We start from the raw sequence: 19,462 nt of genomic DNA on the forward strand, positions 1-19,462 counted from the left end.
AAGGTTTTGTTAGCGGCCACGGAAAGCAGGTCGTCCGCTGGAACGCGGACGACCTGCGGCCCCGCCTTCATATCGTGTTTCCACTAGGTTAAGATATGTACGGAAAGGGCTATAAGGTTCTCTACATCAGTCAGTATCATCACTTTTCAACGTCTGGAGGCTATTTCCGGATCGCTGACGGTAGTATACGAATAATGCAGAACAACGTGCACCCAGCGGTGAACCCGCCGTTGGAGGGCTCGTCCGCGTGTTTCCCTAACGCTTGTTTGGCTAGGTCTCGACACTGCTCAACGAACTCGAGGATATCGATCTCCATACCAAGTTCGATTTCCTCGATTTCGTCCTTCTAGCCCGTGGTATCAGCTGACTAGATCGCTATTCACGGCAGAATCGGCGAGGGGTCCAACCGGGTTGACAGCAGTCACGACAAGGGTACCGACCAAACGATCGGTGCTCTCGAGGACGCTCGCGAGAACGCCGAGACGAACACGGTGAAACGTAAAAAGAGACCAAATAGCAGACGGTCCGAGGTCAACCGGCGGAGACGGACTGCGTGACTGAATCACCGAACCCAAGACGAGGGTCGAAATCGAGACCGGTCCTGATTCAGGGGACGGCAGCCCGGTCTTCGATGTCGACTACGGCTCCGACTCGATCGGACGAGCGTCACGAGATGTCTCTCTTCGTCGCTACAGGGCTCCCGTCGGCGGGCAAACAAAGGTACTCCGGCTCCGAAACGCGAACTCGAGTCGAATATCGCTCGAGCGTGACGGACCCCACACACGATGATGCGGAGAGCGCGCGCCGTTCTTCGTTAGAAGTCGTCCGGTTGGATTCGGTCTTGGTCGGCGTAGACGTGGGCCGAGCCCTCGGTGAACGTCAGGTCGGTAACCGATCCGGAGAAGCGGAATCGCTGGACGCCGCTCTCGATCGAGCCCTCGACCGTTCCGGTCGACACCACGTTCGTTTGGTCGCCGAAGTCGTCCCAGGCGAGTTTCTTGATCCCGCCGCTGACGTCGACCTCGTACGAAGCCGGTGAACCGTTTCCGACGACGGTCAACACGCGCTCGAGTTCGTCGGCGTAGTCGTCCGTATCGACCGCTTCGCCGTCGACCAGCACGCGTGCCTCGCCGTCGACGGTGAGCGTATCGAGGTCGCCGTTGAAGACGAAGGCGTCGCGCCAGCCCCTGACGGAGCCGGTTACGTGCCCGCCGTCAATTGCGGTGTCGTCGTTGATTGACGCACCGTGGTCCGTCGACGATTCGATATCGCCGGTCACGGAGAATTCGTAGTTGCTCTTCCCCGTCGTTCCGACGCCGTCGATCAGGATCGTGTGCTCGTACTCCTCGCCGTGCCACGGCATGTCGCCTTTCCAGGCGTCGCCGTTCGCGCCGGAGAGCGGATAGCGGCTGAGATGCGACGGGTTGTCGTCGACGAACGGCTCGGCCGAACCCTCGACGGTGACGTCGACTAGCGGCGTGTCGAACTCCCAGGCGTGTCGGCCGTCGACGACGCGGCCCGCGGCGCGGGTGCCGTCGTCGCTGACCCACATGTACTCCGGTTCGATCGTCGCGTCGTTGTACGTCGACGGCTCGATCGGACCATCTTCGACCTCGAAGTAGTAGTCCGTCGGCTCGTCCTCGCCTTCGGCGTCGAACTCGTAGGTGTGTTGCAGATCCGGGAAGTCCGTGTGCCACGGCATGTTGCCCTTCCAGTCGTCACCGCTCGCACCGGAGAGCGGATAGCGGCTGAGATGGGACGGGTTGTCGTCGACGATCGGATCGGCCGATCCCTCGACGGTGACGTCGACCAGCGGCGTGTCGAACTCCCAGGCGTGTCGGCCGTCGACGACGCGGCCCGCGGCGCGGGTGCCGTCGTCGCTGACCCACATGAAGTCCTCCTCGACCGTTGCGCCGTTGTACGTCGACGGCTCGATCGGACCGTCTTCGATCTCGAAGTAGTAGTCCGTCGGCTCGTCCTCGCCGTCGGCGTCGAACTCGTAGGTGTGTTGCAGATCCTCGTAGTCGCCCCGCGAACGGCTGCCGCCGCCGAACGAGCCGTCGCTCGACTCTCCCGTAACGGCCTCTTCGGGCGTCATCGGGACGCCGTCCGGTGGCGTCAGGTCGGCGCCGCCGGAGGAACTCGTCGAGCCGCGCTCGATGACGTTTCCGTTGCCGGAGCCGCCGTAGTTGTAGCCGTCGTGGACGGTGTCTTGGACGGTCAGCTGCGTACTGTCGCGGACGTGGATTGCGTTCGGATAGCTGCCGGAGTCAAACGCGCAGCCGCGAGCCTCGATATCGGCACCCCACGCCCAGAGACAGCGGCCTCTGAACTGTCCACTCGAGTCGTTGTAGGCGACCGAGTCGACGACTTCGGAGCCGGAGCTGCCGATCCGGAAGTTCGACACGTAGTTGTTGGCGGAGAGACACTCTTCGATCCGAACCGAGCCACCGTTCTCGTAGTACGGCGGGTTAGCGTAAATGCCGTTGTTCGGCCAATCCTGAATATTGCAGTGGCGGATCGTGACGTGACCCTCGTGTTGTCGGTGCACGAAGATACCACACTGCCCGTGACTCGAGTACGACGACGGTCGGGTACAGCCATCGGCCATGTAGACGTTTTCGATCAGTCCCGGCCCGCCGTCGTTTCGAACGACGATCGTGTGCTGGTCGTGTGCGTGCTGGCCGACGAAAGCGACGTTTCGGATCTGCCAGTTGCTTACCTCGTTTGCAAGAAGCGTGAAATAGTTCCCGTTCGAGTAATCGATAATTTTGTTTTCGAACGTCTCGCCCTCGTCGAGACGGTAAAGCGTGTTGTCCGCTTCGATAACTTCGTAATCGCTGCCGGCTGCCGTACTCGCACTGCCCGCCACCAGCGCCGCGCTGGCCGCGGTCGCGGTGCCGGCCAACTTCAGGTACGATCGGCGGCCGAGTAATGAGTCATTACTGCTCGATTCGACGTTCTCAGGCCCGGAGGTGCCGGGATCGTTGTCATCCAGTTCGGGTTTGTCGCGTGCCATGCAATCGGACTATCTGATACAGGAACCATAAACTTTCTCTATATCTTTCTATAAAATTTCCTGACTGTGGTTTTATCGCGAGTATTTATATAAGAATTCAATATTCTATCGAAATGCTGGATGTTCGAAAAACGATAGCGGGCGGCGGGGTAACAGGCTATTACCCAGTTACCATTCTGATTCGTACGGAAAATTGTTCTGTCCGAAAGTGCGAATAAACAGCCGGGAAGTCATTCACGGCGTTCCGAGAGGGGTGTGGAAAACGGGACCGGTCAGATGTGCGCTCTGACCTCCTGGGGATCGACGAACCCGCTGACCACCGAGGTAAGCGCCCAGACCAGCACGCCGGCGGCGACGACGGCAAACAGGCTCACGATACCGTCGACGTACGGCTCGAGCACGGAAACGATAGCGACCATGACCGTCGTGATCGCGATCGCGCCCGTACTGAATTTGGCGATCCGGCCCCAATCGAGGGAGACCTCACGGTCCATGAGATAGATGTTGTAGAGGACCATCAACCCGAAACAGAGCGACGTCGAGAGCGCGGCCCCCTCGACGCCGATCGTCGGAATAAGCGCGAGGTTCAGACCGAAGTTGAGCGTCCCCGTGACGCCTTTTCCGATCGCTCGTTCCGTCGCTCGGCCGAGATAGTCGAGGCTGTCGTTCGTGATCTTATCGATCGCCTGGAACAGCACGAACACGCTGAAGATCTGCAACACGAGCGCGGCGTCCGCGTACTCGGCGCCGAAAATGAACCGTATCGCCGGATCGGCGAGCAACACGAGGCCGGCGACCGCCGGAATGTAGAGCAGCAGAACGTACTTCAACGACTGTTCGTACACGCGAGCCGCGTGATCGAGCTGGTTCGCCGACTTGTCTTCGCCGAACATGGGCGCGACGGTAAAGCCGAGCGAGTCCGCCGGGGCGATGACGAACGTCGAAACCTGTTTTGCGAGTTCGTAGAGCCCGACCGCGAGCGGCGTCAGGAAGAACCCGACCATGAGGGTATCGACGCGTTTGTACAGGAGATTGCCCGCCTGCGATGCGGTCAGGGGGATACTGTACTCGAAGATCCGCCGTCGAAGCCCCGACTCGGGTGAGTCGGTGCGCGGATACGTCGAGACGATCCGGTACAGGAGGAGCCCGCCGACGCCGACCGCGATAGCGTAGCCGGCGACGTAGCCGGCCAACGCGCCGACCGTGCCGAATCCGAAGGCGAGAAAGAGCGTAATGAATCCGAGATGGCCGACGCTCGAGACGGTGCTGGTCGCCGCGGTCAGCGGCACCTTGCCGAATCCCTGGAAGGCGATCAGCAGGTAGCCGTGTGCGACCTTAATAATGATGTACGCGACCCCGAGCGCCAGGAGCGGCTCGAGGGCGGGCTCATCGTAGACAGCCGCGATCGTATCTGCAAGGACGTAGAACGCCACGCAGACGATTCCGACCGTGACCGCGTTGAACGCGATCGAGGAGCGGAGAATGTACCGAATCTGGCTCTCGTCTTTGCTCCGATACTCGGTGAGAAACTTCGCCGTGGATTTCGGGATCCCGAGCGTCGCGACCAGCGTCGTCAGCGAAAAGATCGAGATCGCGAGAAAGATCAGGCCGTACTCGGACGGGCTCAAGAACACCCGAGTCAGCAAGAGAATGATTCCCGCCTGCGCGACGAGACGAAGAATTTCGGCTCCGAACGTCGCTTTGACACCGCGAACGATTCTGGACAAGGACATTGATAGGAAATGGACCGAGTGCTGAAGCGACTCGTCGCCGACTTACGATTCGACCGGGATGATGTCTTCTTCGTCCAGATCGACGTCGGCGTCCGCCTCCAGCTCCGCCTCGACGCGACGCTGTGCGGATTCACGGATGTGTTCGAGAATGCGGATCGTCCACCGCGACTGCTCGAGCGAGACGGGAACGTCGCCGTCCGACTCGATCGCATCGACGAACTGGTCGAAGATCGCACAGTGGGAGTTTTGCTTTGCCTCGGTTTCCCAGCTATCGTCGAACTTCGAGGTGGCGACCGATTTCACGTTCTCGAGCGTGCTCGTGAACTGGGCCGTCGAGAGGTCGAAGCCCTTCTTCGTGCGAGCGATGACGGAAGCGGTGTAGTCCTCGTCGATCCGATACACCGACTGGTTAATTTCGTCCAGCACGACCGACTGCTCGGAGCCCGTGATCACGTGGAGTCGCTGCGGGAGCGTCTCCGAGAGCATGGTCACGTTACAGAGCGTCCCGTTCTCCGAGACGTACTGCACCTGCGCCTGGTCGTAGCTGAACTCGTCGTCGTACTCGCGCGAGAGGGTCGTCTGGGCGGAGATATCCGCATCGCTCGCCGGAAGCCCGCCGATGCCCAGAATCGAGTAGATCGGGTGTGGAAGCCCCTCTTCGAACTCGCCGCCCGGCAGGTCGAACACCCAGGACCCGCGGTTGACCTGGTCCGGCGGCGTGAGGCCCGCATAGAGCGTGTTGACCGATTTGATCTGGCCCAGTTCGCCGCGGTCGATCATCCCGCGGACCTTCCGAACCGCGGGGTAGAACAAGTGGTTGTGGATAACCGTGGCGGGGACGTCGTGTTCCTGAGATAGTTCGTCGATCCGTTCGATCTCTTCGACGGTGACGGTCGACGGCTTCTCGATCACGACGGCGACGCCCGCTTCGATCGCCGTCTTCGCGATGTCGAAGTGCGTCTGGACCGGCGTGCAGATGTGCAGACAGTCGAGCGAATCGAGCAGTTCCGTGTAGTCGGTCACGGCCATCGTCCCGAACTCTCGAGCGCGCTCTCTCGCCAGTTCCTCGTCGAGATCACAGACCGCCACGAGTTCCATGTCCGGATTCTTCCGTACGCCTCCGAGATGAGCGCGCGAAACCGTTCCGGCGCCGACGACTGCGGTTTGAACAACCATGACCGATCAATCAGCTCAACTGTGTTTAGTTTTGATCCGATTACGATTGGATCGATGACGGGGACGGGAAAGCGACTCGAGTTATCGACTCATTATACGCGATGACAGTCGTCAGATCCGACCGGAAGCGGCGAGGAGCGTTCGACCGAAGGCGTCCGAAAAAGCGGGTCTGTGGACCGGACGCGGCCCAGGAGTCGACACGGGTACCGTTCCAGCGTCTCGCCCCCCGGGATCGGGACGGGAAACGAATGATTGTGACACTCCGTTCGCGCGATACGCGGGACCGTATCGAACGGGGAAAGTGCGGCCGACGCTTCACACCGGTGCCTTCGAACGTATCGGGTTGGAATGAGCCCCCTACCCACCCTCGAGTTCCTCCCGGGTGGGTGGGCTGGACGGAATTCTGCTTTCTGGAGACCGTACGCGTGGATCGTGGGCAGAGTCGGCAGGGACGCGTGCACGGAATGCGAGACGGGACCCGCAGTTGCGGCTCTCGAGGGAGATTTCGGTAGTAAAGGTGGCTCCCGCGCCTGAAACGGGAACAGATGCTGGCACGCGAACTGCTCCGGTACTGGATGACGGTCGTCGGGAGCCAGTCGGTGGTACGACCGGGGTGGATAAAAGTCCTTCTTGTCCACGCACTGGATGATTAGAGACAACGATCCCGGCCGCCGCGAGTCGATCCCGTCTGCGGTATTGTCGTGATTCCGCGCGAGATGTGGAGCGATTTCATCCGCGAAGCGTCGTGATTCCGCGCACGGAACAGCAGGGTCGACGATCGCCGTGCTCGAGTCGGAGCCGGCGGGCGTCGGGGTCGCGAATATCGACGGCGGTCGGTCCGAGAGCGAAGCGGCTCCGGCAGACGAGGTGTTCGGCCGAATTCGTTCGTCGGTTGTGGCCTCCCGAACCTGAACTGACGGGGGAAGTCATGCGGTAGCTGACGATTTCACTGCTCAGTCGATTCGCGGGAGGGTACTAGATAGTCACAACCGGAACTGTCGACACTGTTCGCACAGCTTCGTCGAGTACGGACCGGCGATCGATGGCGACTGTAGCTGCTGTCGGTCAGCTGCGGGAGACGTCTCTCAGGAATCGTTTTTGCGCGAAGCGGTCGACGGTCGGAGGAAAACGCGCGATACCGTCGGCTGGCAGTTAGTGTGTCGGATCCACCGACGGGGTCGGCGAATCCCAACAGCTACGGTCGGCGCGGGATTCGATCCGCGCCTGAGAGCGCATTCGACCGCGGAATAGTCGGTTTCGGTTTCGGTTCCGTTCCAGTTCCCGTTCCCCTCCCCCCAGAACGATTACTCGATGCGTGATAGTTTACCATCGACGTCCTGTTCGCGTTCGCGGTTCGTCACGACGTGGGCGACCGAAAGGAGGAAAAACGCGACGACGACGATACCGGCGAGGCCGAGCGTCGGGATCGCTGACAGCGGCGGGACGCCGAGAAACGCCCCGGTGACCAGCGCGGCGCCCACGACGCTCAGCGTGGCGTACCACTTGTCCCACCGGTCCTGTCGATGCGTATCCGTATCGAGATACATCATCAGCAGGTCGGCGTTGTCCGCGAGCGAGATCAGCCCCCGATCCTGATCGTATTCGACGATCCCGGCGTCGTCCATCTTCGGGAGGTGGGTCTGGTAGAGAGCGACGTAAACGCGCTTTCGCTGGTCCGAGCTGAGCGCGCTGACTTCCGTGTCGTTCTCCCAAGCGGCGATCTGCTCGGCGAGTTCACCGAGCGTGACCGTTTCGTCGGCTTCGAGCAAGTACGCGAGGACTTCCCGCCGCCGACGGTTCTTCAGCAGTTCGAAAATGACGTCCTTCGAGAGCCGCTGCTCCTCGTCGGAGTCGGCGACCGATGCGATTTCGTCGGGAAGCGACGTATCGATTGATGACATTATACTCCGCCTCCGGACCCGACGGTTCCTTTTCGATGCGATTGATCCCCGTTACGGAACGCGAAACATCCGCCATACTGTCGGGACGACGGCACCCGCTGTACTCTCGAACGGCAAGTCGCAGTCACGATTGACACACCAAGTTGTACACCAATACTGACACTCTTAAGGACGGCCACGTTTCGCACCGGCTGCAAAGCGGGTACGGATCGACTTCTCGGGACCGCTGACGGGGGGTCGATTCGGCGGGGTACTCACTCATCATCCCACGGGACGACGCCGTCCGGTATCGAACGATTGTTCGGGTGTATTGGTCGCGTACGTGCGGGAGGGGAGCGACGAACGGTCTCGGACAGGGGGTGGAACGCAGGTTTTCGACACAGCACTGAGACGGAACATCTGGGACCAACGACATAAAGTCGAACGACGGTTCGCAGCCGAAAGACGAATTTACGCGATGAACACGTGCTTTACATCACTCGCGTTGGGAAATGACGGAAACGGTTCGTGTCCAGCGTTCACATTACCCACAGAAGGGTGAAATACACACCTGCGAACGCCGGCTGTAGACAGCCACTGTGCACCCGTATTAGACGGGTTCAGTCGAGCGTCTCGATCGAACGCGACGCCGACCTACCGCCCCGCTTTCCGTCTCTTTTCGCCGGTCGATAACGCCGGTAGTAAGTCGGGGTTTCTCGCGAAACCATGTTAACCCCTTACAGTGCCGGCAGGGGTTCCTCCACTACTGATGACGCAGTCCATCATCGATCACACCAGAAGCGAATCACAGGAGGCTGAGACCGGTCTGTGTCCGGACTGCGAAACCGACACGATCGTCCACGATCCGGACCGCGGGGAACGAGTCTGTCAGGAGTGTGGGCTCGTCCTTACTGAAGATCCGATCGATTACGGCCCGGAATGGCGAGCGTTCAACGCGCAGGAACACGACGAACTCTCTCGAGTCGGCGCGCCGCTCACACAGTCGATGCACGACCGGGGGCTGACAACGACGATCGACTGGCGCAACAAAGACGCCAACGGTCACTCGATGTCGGCCGACAAACACGGCCAGCTCCACCGACTCCGCGTCTGGCAGGAACGAATTCGCACGAAAAACGCGGGCGAACGCAATCTCAAGTACGCGCTCTCGGAGATCGACCGCATGGTCAGCGCACTCGGCGTTCCCAAGCCCGTCAAAGAGACGGCAAGCGTTATTTACCGACAGGCGCTCGATCAAGATCTCATTCGCGGCCGCTCGATCGAAGGCGTCGCGACCAGCGCCCTCTACACCGCGTGTCGAAAGGAGGATATTCCGCGCAGCCTCGAGGAAGTAACCTCGGTTTCACGGGTCGATCAACGCGAGATCGGCCGGACCTATCGCTACATCGCCGACGAACTCGGCATCAATCTCGAGCCGACGAACCCCCGCCAGTTCGTCCCGCGGTTCTGTTCGGAACTCGACGTCGGCAAGGACGTCGAGACGAAGGCCATCGAGATCATCGATCGCACGACCGAGCAGGGGCTTCACTCGGGGAAGTCCCCGACGGGCTTTGCGGCGGCGGCGATCTACGCCGCCGGACTCCTCTGTGACGAGACGATCCCGCAGCGAGCGGTCGCCGACACCGCACAGACGACCGTCGTCACGGTGCGAAATCGGTACCGGGAGCAACTCGAGGCGATCGATCAGCAGCCGGCGACCTGAGTACGAGTACAGTTACATGATCGAGCGTTCCTCGTCTCCGGACTCCGTATAGAGGTCTCCGTCCGCCAGCGCGTGCAGGTTCGCGTACGGAATGAACGCGATGAACTCGTCGTTCTCATCGTAGAGTTCGACGCCGTTGTCGGTGTGGTCATACCGCTCACAGTCGATCTGGCCTTCCGGCAGAAGGGCACGGTACATACCTGGTCCGACGCTCGCCAGACAAATATAACTGGGCGGTGGGTGGAGGTTCGGCGAGCGAGCCGAGCGTCGGCACCGAACGGCGCGGAGCCCGTGGACAGCTGTCGTCTCCGGACGACACCGTCTCGGCGTCTCCGATATCGACCGCCGACGACCGCTCGAGTGACGGACGGACAGCTAACCACGGGAGCACACAGCCGCACGCGGTCAGAGTGGAGCGTGATCGGTGAGAGGGGTGGCTCTCTCGAGGGCGGGAGTGACTGCGTCGACAGTCCTACCCGCGGACGTCAGCTGTCTCCGGAGCCCTCGAGTCACCGTCCTCGCGGGTCCTGCCGGGAATCGCCGCCGCCGTCGGGAGGATTACCCGTCGTTCGGTGTACTCGAGGCCGTTTTTGCGTTCGGTTCGTCGCCGTACCGCAAGCCGGTTTTTCGACAGGTCCAGCAGGGCGTCGATCGTTCGCGAGACCAGCTTCTTCGCGTAGCTCTCGCTGATGCCGGGCTCCCGGCGACGGATCCAGTGTCTGAGGTCGCCGGCTTTGACGTACTCGTCGACGTCCTTGCAGCCCTGCTCCCACGGGTTGTCGCCGAACCTCGAGTCGGTGCGGGCCTGCCAGAGTTTCGCGGCCAGTCTGGTGGGGAGGGCGTTCGCCGCGGCGCGGCGTCGATCCTCGTCCATCCGCGCGAGTTGCTGGATCGGGAGCAGGTCGCCGTAGGCGAGCGAGACGTCGCCGTGATCCAGGGGATCGGCGTGCTCCGGGAGGCGGTAGTAGGCGTGGCCGTCATCCTTCTCGATCCGCTCGAGTCGGCCGTCGGCGACGGTGACCGCGTGTTCGTCGATCGTGTCCGTTCGAAGGTGGGCACCTTTTTCGAGTTCGCGCGACTGGAGCTCCGTGACGCGCTCCTTGTTCGCGGTAGCCTTGTTACACGCGGCTTCGGCCAGGCTCTCGAGGCGTTCGGCCGCGGCCTCGCAGTCGGCGGCACGATTCTCGAGGGCGTCGGTCCGATCCTCGAGTCGATCGACCGTTTCGGCGAGCCGATCGCGGTCTCGCTCGAGTTGGTCGATACGCTCGTCCTTGCGCTCGAGGGCGGCCTCGAGGGACTCGAGGCGCTCGCGGAGCTGTTCGAACTCGTTCGGCTGGTCAGATGTCGATTCGTCCGTTTCGGGTTCCGGTGAAGATGCCATTTGTGGGGTGTGTGGGTTCGGGGTGTTTCGAAGCGGGGCGTCTCGGTTCCTCGAGTGAGCGATTTGTGTTATGCGCGTGCGTGTGAGCTCGGGGTGTCGAACCGGCGCGCTCTCAGAGGGGCGTTTGGCGGCCGCTCGGGAGGTGATGGTAGGAGACGGTGCTCGCTCGAGTCGTGACGTCACTCGAAGGACGATCCGTGACATCACTCCGACCGCGAGTCGTCTCCGTCGATGTGGGTTCGAAGCGCGATCTGGAGCGGATTGATCTGGGCGCGGATCTCCCGCAGGCGACGCGTCGTCTCCCGTCGGGTCTCCTCGTCGAGTTCGTCCGGAACTGACTTGAGCAGCCGCGCCGCGTGCGTGTCGAGGACCTCGAGGTGGCTGCGATACTGCCGGGCGGTCAGCCGCCGGGAGCGATCGCGTCGGTTGGAGGTGGGGTCGTCGCTCATGGCGTCACCTCGCCGTCTGCGGGGTCGGTGGAGAATGAGTCATCGATCGCGCGTGCGTACGGGTACCTTTGTTCGTGGCCGTCCGAACGGCCAGCTATGCCGTCGTCTATGGGGCAATCTCTTTGACCCCTCGAGCGTTCATTTCGCATGGTCGGAAATCCTCATAGGGAGGTTGACCCGACCCCCGGCGTGCCCTTACACGCCGGACCTTTCAGTCCGGAAGGGACAGGTCAACAACTACTTCTCACAGGCCATTAATATAATTTTCTGACTACTGATCAGTTACAGAATATTGAAATGAGGATGTTGTATTCTGATAGACCAGTGGAATGCAGAACCAATATTTATATTATCATTGGTTTCAACCCCACGAATAAGATGCGTCAAAATGCGGAGTGGATGGTTTCTGCAGATGACAGAATACTCGAGTTGATACGCGAGTACGGCAATTTAACGCCCACTGCTGTCGAGGATCTCGGTGGACCGACTTCTAGCTACGCCCGAAACCGCTGTCCAATACTCGCAGAGTACGGACTTGTCGATCGAATTTCACGAGGGCTCTACGGGATTACTGACGAGGGAGAAGCCTATCTTGACGAGGAACTCGATGCGAACGAACTCGAGGCTACTGCCGAGACCTCATAATGATCCACCAAGCAGTGATTGGAATACCAGTAGCCGGTGACAGGTTGCAGTAGTCGTACTGAAGACACGTCGTAAAAGTAGCAGAAGTTATGTATTATAATGATTCCTGAATAACAAACATCTATGGCAGAGTGTAATGTTTGCGGAGAAGATTCCAATATGCCCTATACGTGCAATTACTGTGGGCGAGTCCACTGTAAGAAACACAAGTTGCCCGAGAACCATAATTGTCCTAACATCGCTGAAACAAATACGCTTGGTCCTGAACTCAGACGAGAGTATCAGACTGTTCCCTCGAGTTCTATGTCAAAGTTAAGGGACAAACGAATATGGATTGCGGTCGCTGCTATTCTTATGGGATTTCTAACAGTTTTGCTGCTGTTATGAGGTTGCGCGTCTTATCAGACGCCCTCGGCAGTAAATAGTTACAGCAATCCGTATGAGTCGTCACATTGTGTCTGACACGAGTTAGGTAATTCGCTCAGTGTGTGCTAGCTACAGATAATAATCTTCGATGCGGGAACGTCTGTGCGGTAGAGAATCACAAGAACATCATGATCGCAATCGCAAACAGTAAGAACACAATCAACACACGCAACAGTGGTCTGATACGGACATACCACAACCGCAAGTCCACATTAGGCATGAGACTCCACACTGACTTGCTGCCGTCCGAATCCCGCTCTGTTCCATCCTCATTATCGCCGTCGTATACAAGTTCTCCCGTCGGAGATACGTCAGGACTCCGTGAATCGATTAATTGGTGTTGGCGACGGCAGTGCACGCACCGAGTTTTGTCTGCTAGAATCATAGACGAGCAATCTTCGCACGTGGTTTTCTCGATTCCATCATCCTCAAGTTGTTCGCAGATCGGACATTGGTCGCGATCTGTGGCGATTTCACTGCCGCAGTCCTCACACGTCTGTTTGCGTAAAGATTGACGTGTAGACCCAGCCACAGACTCAGTAGTAGACGTAGTGACTCGGTCGGTGGTGTCTGATGATGGCTCCCCGAAATCGTTCTCTTCAGGCTGAACTTGTTTGACTGGCTCGTTCTCACTGGTGTTGGGGCTGGATTCTGTATTGCCTAGGACACCAGAGTCTTCAACATACTCACGCAACTCTGGTCCAAGAGTTTGAGCGTGAGCGAGCGCGGTACAATCATGGCGCTCGGGCAAACGATGACCGGAACAGTGCTGGCGCCCACAATATGAGCATCGAAACCATGTCGAGGCCGCACCCTCGTGGCCGCATCCGTCGATACTACACTCCGACATTATCACCACAATGTAATTTACAGGATATATTGGTTTCCCTTAATGTATGATAGGAGATGGGGACGCAAAACCCGTCACATACAAACTCCGTTTCGTGTGCTTCAACTGGAAAAATCTGCGCGGAGGTAGAGGTGGGGAGCTGTAATTTTTTGGCTCAGTCCCCTTGGAGACAGTGCAGAGACGGGGCGGTTAGTTTGTGACCGTGGCCGTAGCCCCAGTCTTCGTCCCAACAGTGAATACGACACCATTCGTCAAGTTGCTGAATCGCTTCAGCGATCGTCAGGCCGTGCTGAGTCACGATCTCAAAAACAAACCCGCTCGAGTGAGAGCAAGAGCAAGTGTCCGTCAGCGGCCGCTTCAGTCAACCGGTTCTACAGACACCGTAACGATCGAAAACTGATACACTGTCGGCGGGTCTGGCGCTGTATGCGTCGCTCGAGAAAATTGCCGATCGATATCTCGAACGAGATACGTCCGATCAGCCTCCTGAAGGGTCGTTGCGAGCGTGTCCGTCTCCCCAAACTCGACATCCGAGAGCGTTATTTCGTCGCCGACTGCCGGCAGACTGACGCCGGTGGCCTGTTCCAGTTTCGTGATGGTCTCGCCGGTTTCGACGTGTTCGAAGAATACTCGCTGGCCGACGGGATCGATTTCGGGGTCACTCATCTAACTCACCCGGTAATTGCCTTTACAACCTGTTCCCGCATGTCGTCCGTATCGGCGTTTCCAGGGTAATCCCGCCGATCCCGTTCGATCGACGCCTCGATCGATGCTGCAATCTCAGCGTTGATCCGACTGCTGGAGTCGTCCAGTACCTTGGTTGCGTGATCGAGAATATCGGCGTGCGCACTCGCCAGCGTCTTCGCGAGTTCGCTCTCCTTGTTCAGCCGGTACGTCTTGGAGTTCCCCGTGGTACCAGTCTGTTCGATGATCCCCAGCGCCTCGAGCGCGCCGATATTCCGATGGAACGATGATCGAGACACGCCGGTCAGCGTCTCGACGTCCGATGCAGTCACCTCCTCGTAGTGCTTCCGGAGGAACAAATCCAGCAGTTTCGCCCGGCTCGGCGTTGCAAACAGATGGACGAACGGCGAACTCTCGCTGTACGCACCGTTCGCTTCCGACTCGTATCCAGGGCTCATATCTCTATTAAAGAGCCGATTCCACATAAATCTATTTCACAGATGGGACGAGTTCCGTTGTCTGTGAAATGGCGTTTCCAAACACTAACGTGAATAGCACCGAATCTATCTCCTGTGGACTGGGAGTCAGATTCACATCGCGCTGCGATGAAGCTCGATATCGTCCTCGAGCTATACAAGCGCTCCCACTGGAGTCCGTATTCTGTCGCGATCGACAATCTCGAGACCTTCTCAGACGCGTACGATGACGAGGAGTCCGACGAGTTAATCGCCGAAATCGTTGACGAAAGCGATGCCGTCGAATACACAAATCGGCAGCAAACGCGGATCCAACTCGCGACGCGTGCGAAACCACAGGATTACATCGACGAACTCAATGAGCAAAACGACTGGTATGCGTAGCCGTCGCGGCGAACAACTCCGAGCGGCTATAACAGGGACTGCAAGTCGGGACACCCAATCGCACGACGGCCGTTCGACCAGTGTGTGAATAGTTGTAACGGATTAACTCGACGCTGTCTGGCGATTCACCAGAGCCCAGGAGAGTGCTGATTGAGGCATGTAGCCGCCAGCAGTGATGTAACGCCTGGCGTTTCACGATTCTATTCAGATAGCAACCATCCGAATAACGTGATAATTCTATATGCGAACTGAACGAATTGGATGAATTGGACAAGGCATATATTCAGTTAGACTAACAGTAGTATATGGACACCCCCTCCGACAAACGGCTCTTTGCGATGGGCCTGATTTCGGCTCTTACAGGGTTTATCGTTTGGCGTGTCTTCGGAACTGACTACGGCGGGGGACTAATACTATTCATCGCAATAGCAGTCTTTGCCGTACTGATGTTTGCTGACGGATACAAACAGACTGCGTAGAATAACGGTCAATACATCACCTGTACTGAACGGAGCAGACACGATTGAGACTACTGCCGTCAGTATTCATACTGGTACACACGAGATCTCGGCACTCGTGTACATATTCGGGAAAACGCATTTGCTGACGTACAACCGGCAGAAGTCACACCAAAAATGAGTATCGAGTCAATTGAGATACTATCTCTTTCTGACTCAATCCGAACACAAGACTTCAGATCCGATCGACTGTATTCAGCGCATTAATACGGCCTGCTCCGAACTCCGGACTGCTACGGCCATTGGCGAGTTCCGCACCGTAAGCGATGGCGTTTTCGACCTGATTAGCACTCGCATTCGGGTCGAGTTCGCGAACGAGGCCGACGAGTCCCGCTACCTGCGGGGCCGCCATCGAGGTACCGGCTTTCCAGCCGTAGGTCCCATCCGGCTCGGTCGAGAAAACGAGATCGTCAGGGATGACAGTCTCCTCGAGGGTTTCGCGTGCACCACCAGGAGCACCGACCTCGATCTCGCTCGTTCCGTAATTCGAATAGAACGACAATCCGTCGTCCGGGCCACTAGCGGAAACGGTCATCACGCCCTGAACGGTACCGGGGAGGTAAAACAGACCCCCTCGCTGGAGGTCTGTCTCAGCGTTTCCGGAGGACACAGTCGAAACCGTCCCACGACGGGCGACGTTTTGCATGACTTGCTGGACCGCGACTCGAACTCCATCGGGGTTTGCCTGTGGTGGGTACGGTCCGGCACCGAGACTGTAGTTCGCTACGTCAGCGCTGATCTCGGCGGAGTATTCCGCGCCCACAAGGATGTCCGCGAACGAACTACTGTCGGGCCCGAGCACCCGAACGGAGACGAGCTCGGCGTCGGGTGCGGTTCCGGTGACGCCCTCTGCGCCGCTCGCTCCTGCGATGCCGGCAACGTGTGTGCCGTGATCGCCGATGTCTCCGACGTGTTCATCTATTTCGCCGCCATCGACGATCGAGACGCTCAGCTCTTCGTTGAAGTTGTCTGCCAGATCCGGATGTGTCCCGTCGACGCCGGTGTCGGCGATAACAATACGCGTTCCCTCACCGGTCGCGTGCTCGTGGGCCTCGAACGTGTCCGTGATCTCCTTGTCCCACTGTAGATCGGTGAATGCTGCGTCCTCCGTGGTCACTGGATCACTCTCATCGACCGGTTCGGCCTGCTCGACCTCGAAGTTCTCCGTAACACCCCTTACGCCTGCTACCGAGTCTAATTCGCTCTCGGCATCTTTTGGCCCAGAGACGATCGAAACCGACCCCTCGGCAAGTTCACGGACGACGGAGAAACCAGCGTCTTCGATTCCGTTACTCGATCCACCAGTGACAATATATCTAGTCGACGGCTGAGCACTGCCTGTACCGATCATCCCCATCGTCAGTCCTGTAGCTGTAACGCCTTTCAGAACGGTCCTACGTGTCTGCTTATATTGTGGCATGCAAACATATAGCTTCCAGCGAAGTACAAGTAATTTACCGTGAATATCATTATGAGATTTCAAAGGCAGAATTATAATATATTATACTGCAGTTCATTTTCGTCATATAATCGGAATAAAATCTGTTCAGATTCTTATCAAGGAGTGCGGCATGAGACAGCATGTTGCCCGCCTACCTCGGGACCCACCCAAAACCCAACTTGTCAATTCTCCATCGACACAGCTCAACGATTGAACTCCGTACTCACCAGAGCCTCGAGCACGGAAGAGGTCGCAAGCATGGTCGACCAGACTGTCGCCAGTGCAGAGACGATCGCTGACGAGACCGAAGCGATTGCGTCCGAGGTGCAGTCTCAAACCGATCAGATTAACGAAATAGATCAAGCACTCGATCTCCTCGTCGACGATTTTGCACCTGCCCCTGGACCACAGTCATAGGTTAATTTTGGACTGTAGCAAATCCAACTGGATCAGTAACGACAACTGATAAGGAAGAAATATGTATATTATCATATCTTTCCTGCAAAGATACCACTGCAGTGTACGATCTTCTAATGGTAAGATTTCCAAACCAGATTGGGGAAAGGCTATTTAGCGTATACTCTTTCATAGAGTGTGAACGATAGTGAGGGGTAAAAATCAGAGTTTAGCTCCTGTGATGGATAACCTAAATATTGGAGTGACGTTATATGATCCCGAAACAGGTAATATTCTCGATATGAATGATCGTATAGAGCAACTGTACGGGTACTCCAAAGAGGAACTCCAAACGATGACGTTCGAGGAGTTCACAGCCGGCTCAACAAGGATGGGTGAGGAGGAGATTCGCCACCAAATTCAGGCTACTGCTGATGGCGAACCGCGATCGTTCGAGTTACAGATCGAACGGGCAAACGGAGAATTTCGATGGGTCACCACCCATTTGAGTCGGACGACGATCGATGGAAGCGTCTGCGTGGTCGGGGAAATAACTGATATCACCGAATATCGAGTACGTGAACAGTTGCTTCACCTCCTGAATCGGGTCATTCGCCACAATCTTCGGAACGACATGAACCTTCTCGTCGGGTATGCGGATCGGGTTAGAACCGCAATCGAAAACGACGAAATCGAGGAAGAAATTGAAACGATCTTAGATATCGCTACCGAGGTCGGAACGCTAAGCGACTCGCTTAATCACATCGAAAAAATCGTCAAACCTGATGCGACACAGCGTGAACCGACTAACCTGCGCGCCGTCGTCCAAACTCGTGCCACGAAGTTCCGGAGCGAGTACTCGGAAGTTGAGGTGACAGTTGACGCACCCTCTGATGTCTGGGTGATCGCTGATAAGGGGCTTCAGTACTCGATCGACAATGCCATCGAAAACGCAATTGAGCATAACGATCAGGAGACGCCAGAAGTCACCCTGATTGTCAGTGACGACCCGGAGAACAACCAAGGAGTGGTCCAAATCGAAGATAACGGGCCCCCGATTCCAGAGATCGAGGTCGACGTGTTAGACGATGAGACGAAGGCAAACAATACGTATCACGGCTCTGGTGTCGGTCTTTGGGTGATAAAATGGTGCGTTGATTCTCTGGGGGGGCGAACTCTCCTTCGAAGAGAACGATCCTCGAGGAAATGTTGTTCGGATATCACTTCCGACTGCCAGCCTCTCCGCAGATGAAACGCAGTAACTAGAGAGTCCGGAACGTATTGGACAAACGCTCTCGAGAAGAGAGCTTACTCGTCAGCGATAAGGATATCATCCGACTCCTCGTCTTCAGTCTCCTCTTCGCGCTCTCGAATGGCTTCCTCGACGTCTTCTTGGGTCGCTTCATCCATTTGCCAGCCCGTATTGTATGCAGTAATTGGTAATGGCAGGGCCTAAAGCACTACCACCGTATTCTGAACGAGAAAATACGTCTGCCGGACTATATGATGCCGCGTTGCCAGCCCCGCCTCGAGTCCCCGTCAGTCCACGACACCCTCAGAGCTCTAACTCCGCACCCGCCGGGGCCTCGAGCACGACCGTCTCGCCGGCCGTCATCGAGTCCCCGATCTCCACCGAAACGTCCTCGAGGTCCACCGCGGGCGGAAACAGCAGATCGACCCGGCTTCCGAAGGCGATGTGGCCGATCCGGTCGCCGCGCTCGAGGTCGTCACCCGGTTCGGCGTAGGGGTGGATCCGGCGGGCGAACGCGCCGGCGATCAGCGTGACCTCGGCGTCACTGGGCGGATCGTCGGGTTTCGAGTGGAGCGGCTCCCCGTCGCCGTCGCGGCCGGGAGAGACGGCCCCGTCGGACGCCGGCAGGTTCGACGAGTCGGTCACGCACCGAACGTGGACCCGTTCGTTTCGATCGGAGTCCTTCGAGAACGCCGGTCTATTCGCCCCGGAGACGTGTTCGACGTCGGTCACGGAGCCGGAAAACGGCGCGCGGACGACGTGGACGTGCCAGACGTTCATGAAGACGCCCAGTCGGACCCGGTCGCCTTCCTCCCGGAGGACGGAAACGTTCCCGTCGGCCGGCGAGACAACGCCCGTCGGCGGCGGGGTTCGATCCGGATCGCGAAAAAACGCAAGCGTTCCGGCACCGAGTGCGACGGCGATGAGACTCGCCGTCACGCTGAACACGAACGCGAACGGCGCGGCGAGCAGCGGGAGCATGGCGTACTTCCAGGCCCCCGGCGCGAAGTTCATGCCCTAGTCCACGCG

The 19,462-nt window shown here is 58.3% G+C and carries 18 protein-coding genes and 1 pseudogene; 6 read left to right on the forward strand and 13 right to left on the reverse strand.

Annotated elements, in window-relative coordinates:
- The 5 genes and pseudogenes from GS429_RS14780 to GS429_RS14800 all read right to left on the reverse strand — a co-directional run.
- Positions 1-316: pseudogene (locus GS429_RS14780) on the reverse strand (IS5/IS1182 family transposase); the annotation flags it as partial.
- Positions 317-814: 498 nt separating this feature from the next.
- Positions 815-3,019, reverse strand: a complete 2,205-nt coding sequence (locus tag GS429_RS14785; protein WP_160066130.1) for a right-handed parallel beta-helix repeat-containing protein — start codon at positions 3,017-3,019, stop codon at positions 815-817.
- A 272-nt stretch (positions 3,020-3,291) separates the two neighbouring features.
- Positions 3,292-4,752, reverse strand: a complete 1,461-nt coding sequence (locus GS429_RS14790; RefSeq protein WP_160066131.1) for a flippase — start codon at positions 4,750-4,752, stop codon at positions 3,292-3,294.
- A 42-nt stretch (positions 4,753-4,794) separates the two neighbouring features.
- On the reverse strand, positions 4,795-5,928 hold the full coding sequence (locus tag GS429_RS14795) for a Gfo/Idh/MocA family protein (RefSeq protein WP_160066132.1): 1,134 nt from the start codon (positions 5,926-5,928) through the stop codon (positions 4,795-4,797).
- 1,304 nt (positions 5,929-7,232) lie between these two features.
- Positions 7,233-7,829, reverse strand: a complete 597-nt coding sequence (locus tag GS429_RS14800; RefSeq protein WP_160066133.1) for a DUF7344 domain-containing protein — start codon at positions 7,827-7,829, stop codon at positions 7,233-7,235.
- Between the two features lie 748 nt (positions 7,830-8,577).
- Between GS429_RS14800 and GS429_RS14805 the strand changes: the two genes are divergently transcribed.
- Positions 8,578-9,531: a transcription initiation factor IIB gene (locus GS429_RS14805; RefSeq protein WP_160066134.1), complete on the forward strand. Its 954-nt coding sequence runs from the start codon at positions 8,578-8,580 to the stop codon at positions 9,529-9,531.
- A 12-nt stretch (positions 9,532-9,543) separates the two neighbouring features.
- Here GS429_RS14805 and GS429_RS14810 read toward each other — a convergent pair whose 3' ends face one another.
- The 3 genes from GS429_RS14810 to GS429_RS14820 form a co-directional block, all read right to left on the reverse strand.
- The gene (locus GS429_RS14810; protein ID WP_160066135.1) at positions 9,544-9,729 is read right to left on the reverse strand and encodes a hypothetical protein; all 186 of its coding nucleotides are present in this window, start codon (positions 9,727-9,729) and stop codon (positions 9,544-9,546) included.
- 274 nt (positions 9,730-10,003) lie between these two features.
- Positions 10,004-10,912: a DUF8008 family protein gene (locus GS429_RS14815; RefSeq protein WP_160066136.1), complete on the reverse strand. Its 909-nt coding sequence runs from the start codon at positions 10,910-10,912 to the stop codon at positions 10,004-10,006.
- A 203-nt stretch (positions 10,913-11,115) separates the two neighbouring features.
- A complete protein-coding gene (locus GS429_RS14820; protein ID WP_235920820.1) occupies positions 11,116-11,361 on the reverse strand; it encodes a hypothetical protein in 246 nt (81 codons plus the stop codon).
- Positions 11,362-11,739: 378 nt separating this feature from the next.
- On the opposite strand from GS429_RS14820, the gene GS429_RS14825 reads away from it, so the two are divergent.
- Complete coding sequence (locus GS429_RS14825) at positions 11,740-12,006, forward strand: PhiH1 repressor (RefSeq protein WP_160066137.1); 267 nt, start codon at positions 11,740-11,742, stop codon at positions 12,004-12,006.
- A 123-nt stretch (positions 12,007-12,129) separates the two neighbouring features.
- Positions 12,130-12,393 (forward strand): AN1-type zinc finger protein, encoded by a 264-nt coding sequence (locus GS429_RS14830; RefSeq protein WP_160066138.1) that lies wholly within the window; start codon positions 12,130-12,132, stop codon positions 12,391-12,393.
- Between the two features lie 154 nt (positions 12,394-12,547).
- Here GS429_RS14830 and GS429_RS22695 read toward each other — a convergent pair whose 3' ends face one another.
- The 3 genes from GS429_RS22695 to GS429_RS14845 form a co-directional block, all read right to left on the reverse strand.
- Positions 12,548-13,282, reverse strand: coding sequence for an AN1-type zinc finger domain-containing protein (locus GS429_RS22695; protein WP_160066139.1), 735 nt, complete (start codon positions 13,280-13,282; stop codon positions 12,548-12,550).
- A gap of 357 nt (positions 13,283-13,639) precedes the next feature.
- Positions 13,640-13,948 carry a hypothetical protein gene (locus GS429_RS14840; RefSeq protein ID WP_160066140.1) on the reverse strand — a complete coding sequence of 103 codons (309 nt, stop codon included), beginning with the start codon at positions 13,946-13,948 and terminating at the stop codon, positions 13,640-13,642.
- Between the two features lie 5 nt (positions 13,949-13,953).
- Positions 13,954-14,424 (reverse strand): winged helix-turn-helix domain-containing protein, encoded by a 471-nt coding sequence (locus GS429_RS14845; RefSeq protein WP_160066141.1) that lies wholly within the window; start codon positions 14,422-14,424, stop codon positions 13,954-13,956.
- 147 nt (positions 14,425-14,571) lie between these two features.
- Here GS429_RS14845 and GS429_RS14850 point away from each other — a divergent pair, with 147 nt between their 5' ends.
- Both GS429_RS14850 and GS429_RS21920 read left to right on the forward strand, forming a co-directional pair.
- Complete coding sequence (locus GS429_RS14850; protein ID WP_160066142.1) at positions 14,572-14,826, forward strand: hypothetical protein; 255 nt, start codon at positions 14,572-14,574, stop codon at positions 14,824-14,826.
- A gap of 305 nt (positions 14,827-15,131) precedes the next feature.
- Positions 15,132-15,305 (forward strand): hypothetical protein, encoded by a 174-nt coding sequence (locus tag GS429_RS21920; RefSeq protein ID WP_201294027.1) that lies wholly within the window; start codon positions 15,132-15,134, stop codon positions 15,303-15,305.
- A 214-nt stretch (positions 15,306-15,519) separates the two neighbouring features.
- Here GS429_RS21920 and GS429_RS14855 read toward each other — a convergent pair whose 3' ends face one another.
- Positions 15,520-16,461 (reverse strand): S8 family peptidase, encoded by a 942-nt coding sequence (locus GS429_RS14855; protein ID WP_328821418.1) that lies wholly within the window; start codon positions 16,459-16,461, stop codon positions 15,520-15,522.
- A 961-nt stretch (positions 16,462-17,422) separates the two neighbouring features.
- Between GS429_RS14855 and GS429_RS14860 the strand changes: the two genes are divergently transcribed.
- Positions 17,423-18,433 carry a PAS domain S-box protein gene (locus tag GS429_RS14860; RefSeq protein WP_235920821.1) on the forward strand — a complete coding sequence of 337 codons (1,011 nt, stop codon included), beginning with the start codon at positions 17,423-17,425 and terminating at the stop codon, positions 18,431-18,433.
- A gap of 303 nt (positions 18,434-18,736) precedes the next feature.
- Here GS429_RS14860 and GS429_RS14865 read toward each other — a convergent pair whose 3' ends face one another.
- Positions 18,737-19,447 (reverse strand): protein sorting system archaetidylserine decarboxylase, encoded by a 711-nt coding sequence (locus GS429_RS14865; RefSeq protein WP_160066144.1) that lies wholly within the window; start codon positions 19,445-19,447, stop codon positions 18,737-18,739.
- Between the last annotated feature and the right edge of the window lie 15 nt (positions 19,448-19,462).

Origin of the sequence: Natronorubrum halalkaliphilum (assembly GCF_009834785.1) — an archaeon.
Lineage (GTDB): Archaea > Halobacteriota > Halobacteria > Halobacteriales > Natrialbaceae > Natronorubrum > Natronorubrum halalkaliphilum.

Excerpts from the sequence above, each read along its gene's own strand:
- GS429_RS14830 (WP_160066138.1), top strand. The coding sequence starts at position 12,130 with ATGGCAGAGTGTAATGTTTGCGGAGAAGATTCCAATATGCCCTATACG.
- GS429_RS14795 (WP_160066132.1), bottom strand. The coding sequence starts at position 5,928 with ATGGTTGTTCAAACCGCAGTCGTCGGCGCCGGAACGGTTTCGCGCGCT.
- GS429_RS14850 (WP_160066142.1), top strand. The coding sequence starts at position 14,572 with ATGAAGCTCGATATCGTCCTCGAGCTATACAAGCGCTCCCACTGGAGT.
- GS429_RS14860 (WP_235920821.1), top strand. The coding sequence starts at position 17,423 with ATGGATAACCTAAATATTGGAGTGACGTTATATGATCCCGAAACAGGT.
- GS429_RS14815 (WP_160066136.1), bottom strand. The coding sequence starts at position 10,912 with ATGGCATCTTCACCGGAACCCGAAACGGACGAATCGACATCTGACCAG.
- GS429_RS14810 (WP_160066135.1), bottom strand. The coding sequence starts at position 9,729 with ATGTACCGTGCCCTTCTGCCGGAAGGCCAGATCGACTGTGAGCGGTAT.
- GS429_RS14840 (WP_160066140.1), bottom strand. The coding sequence starts at position 13,948 with ATGAGTGACCCCGAAATCGATCCCGTCGGCCAGCGAGTATTCTTCGAA.
- GS429_RS14800 (WP_160066133.1), bottom strand. The coding sequence starts at position 7,829 with ATGTCATCAATCGATACGTCGCTTCCCGACGAAATCGCATCGGTCGCC.
- GS429_RS22695 (WP_160066139.1), bottom strand. The coding sequence starts at position 13,282 with ATGTCGGAGTGTAGTATCGACGGATGCGGCCACGAGGGTGCGGCCTCG.
- GS429_RS14865 (WP_160066144.1), bottom strand. The coding sequence starts at position 19,447 with ATGAACTTCGCGCCGGGGGCCTGGAAGTACGCCATGCTCCCGCTGCTC.
- GS429_RS14825 (WP_160066137.1), top strand. The coding sequence starts at position 11,740 with ATGCGTCAAAATGCGGAGTGGATGGTTTCTGCAGATGACAGAATACTC.
- GS429_RS14790 (WP_160066131.1), bottom strand. The coding sequence starts at position 4,752 with ATGTCCTTGTCCAGAATCGTTCGCGGTGTCAAAGCGACGTTCGGAGCC.
- GS429_RS14820 (WP_235920820.1), bottom strand. The coding sequence starts at position 11,361 with ATGAGCGACGACCCCACCTCCAACCGACGCGATCGCTCCCGGCGGCTG.
- GS429_RS14845 (WP_160066141.1), bottom strand. The coding sequence starts at position 14,424 with ATGAGCCCTGGATACGAGTCGGAAGCGAACGGTGCGTACAGCGAGAGT.
- GS429_RS21920 (WP_201294027.1), top strand. The coding sequence starts at position 15,132 with ATGGACACCCCCTCCGACAAACGGCTCTTTGCGATGGGCCTGATTTCG.
- GS429_RS14805 (WP_160066134.1), top strand. The coding sequence starts at position 8,578 with ATGACGCAGTCCATCATCGATCACACCAGAAGCGAATCACAGGAGGCT.
- GS429_RS14785 (WP_160066130.1), bottom strand. The coding sequence starts at position 3,019 with ATGGCACGCGACAAACCCGAACTGGATGACAACGATCCCGGCACCTCC.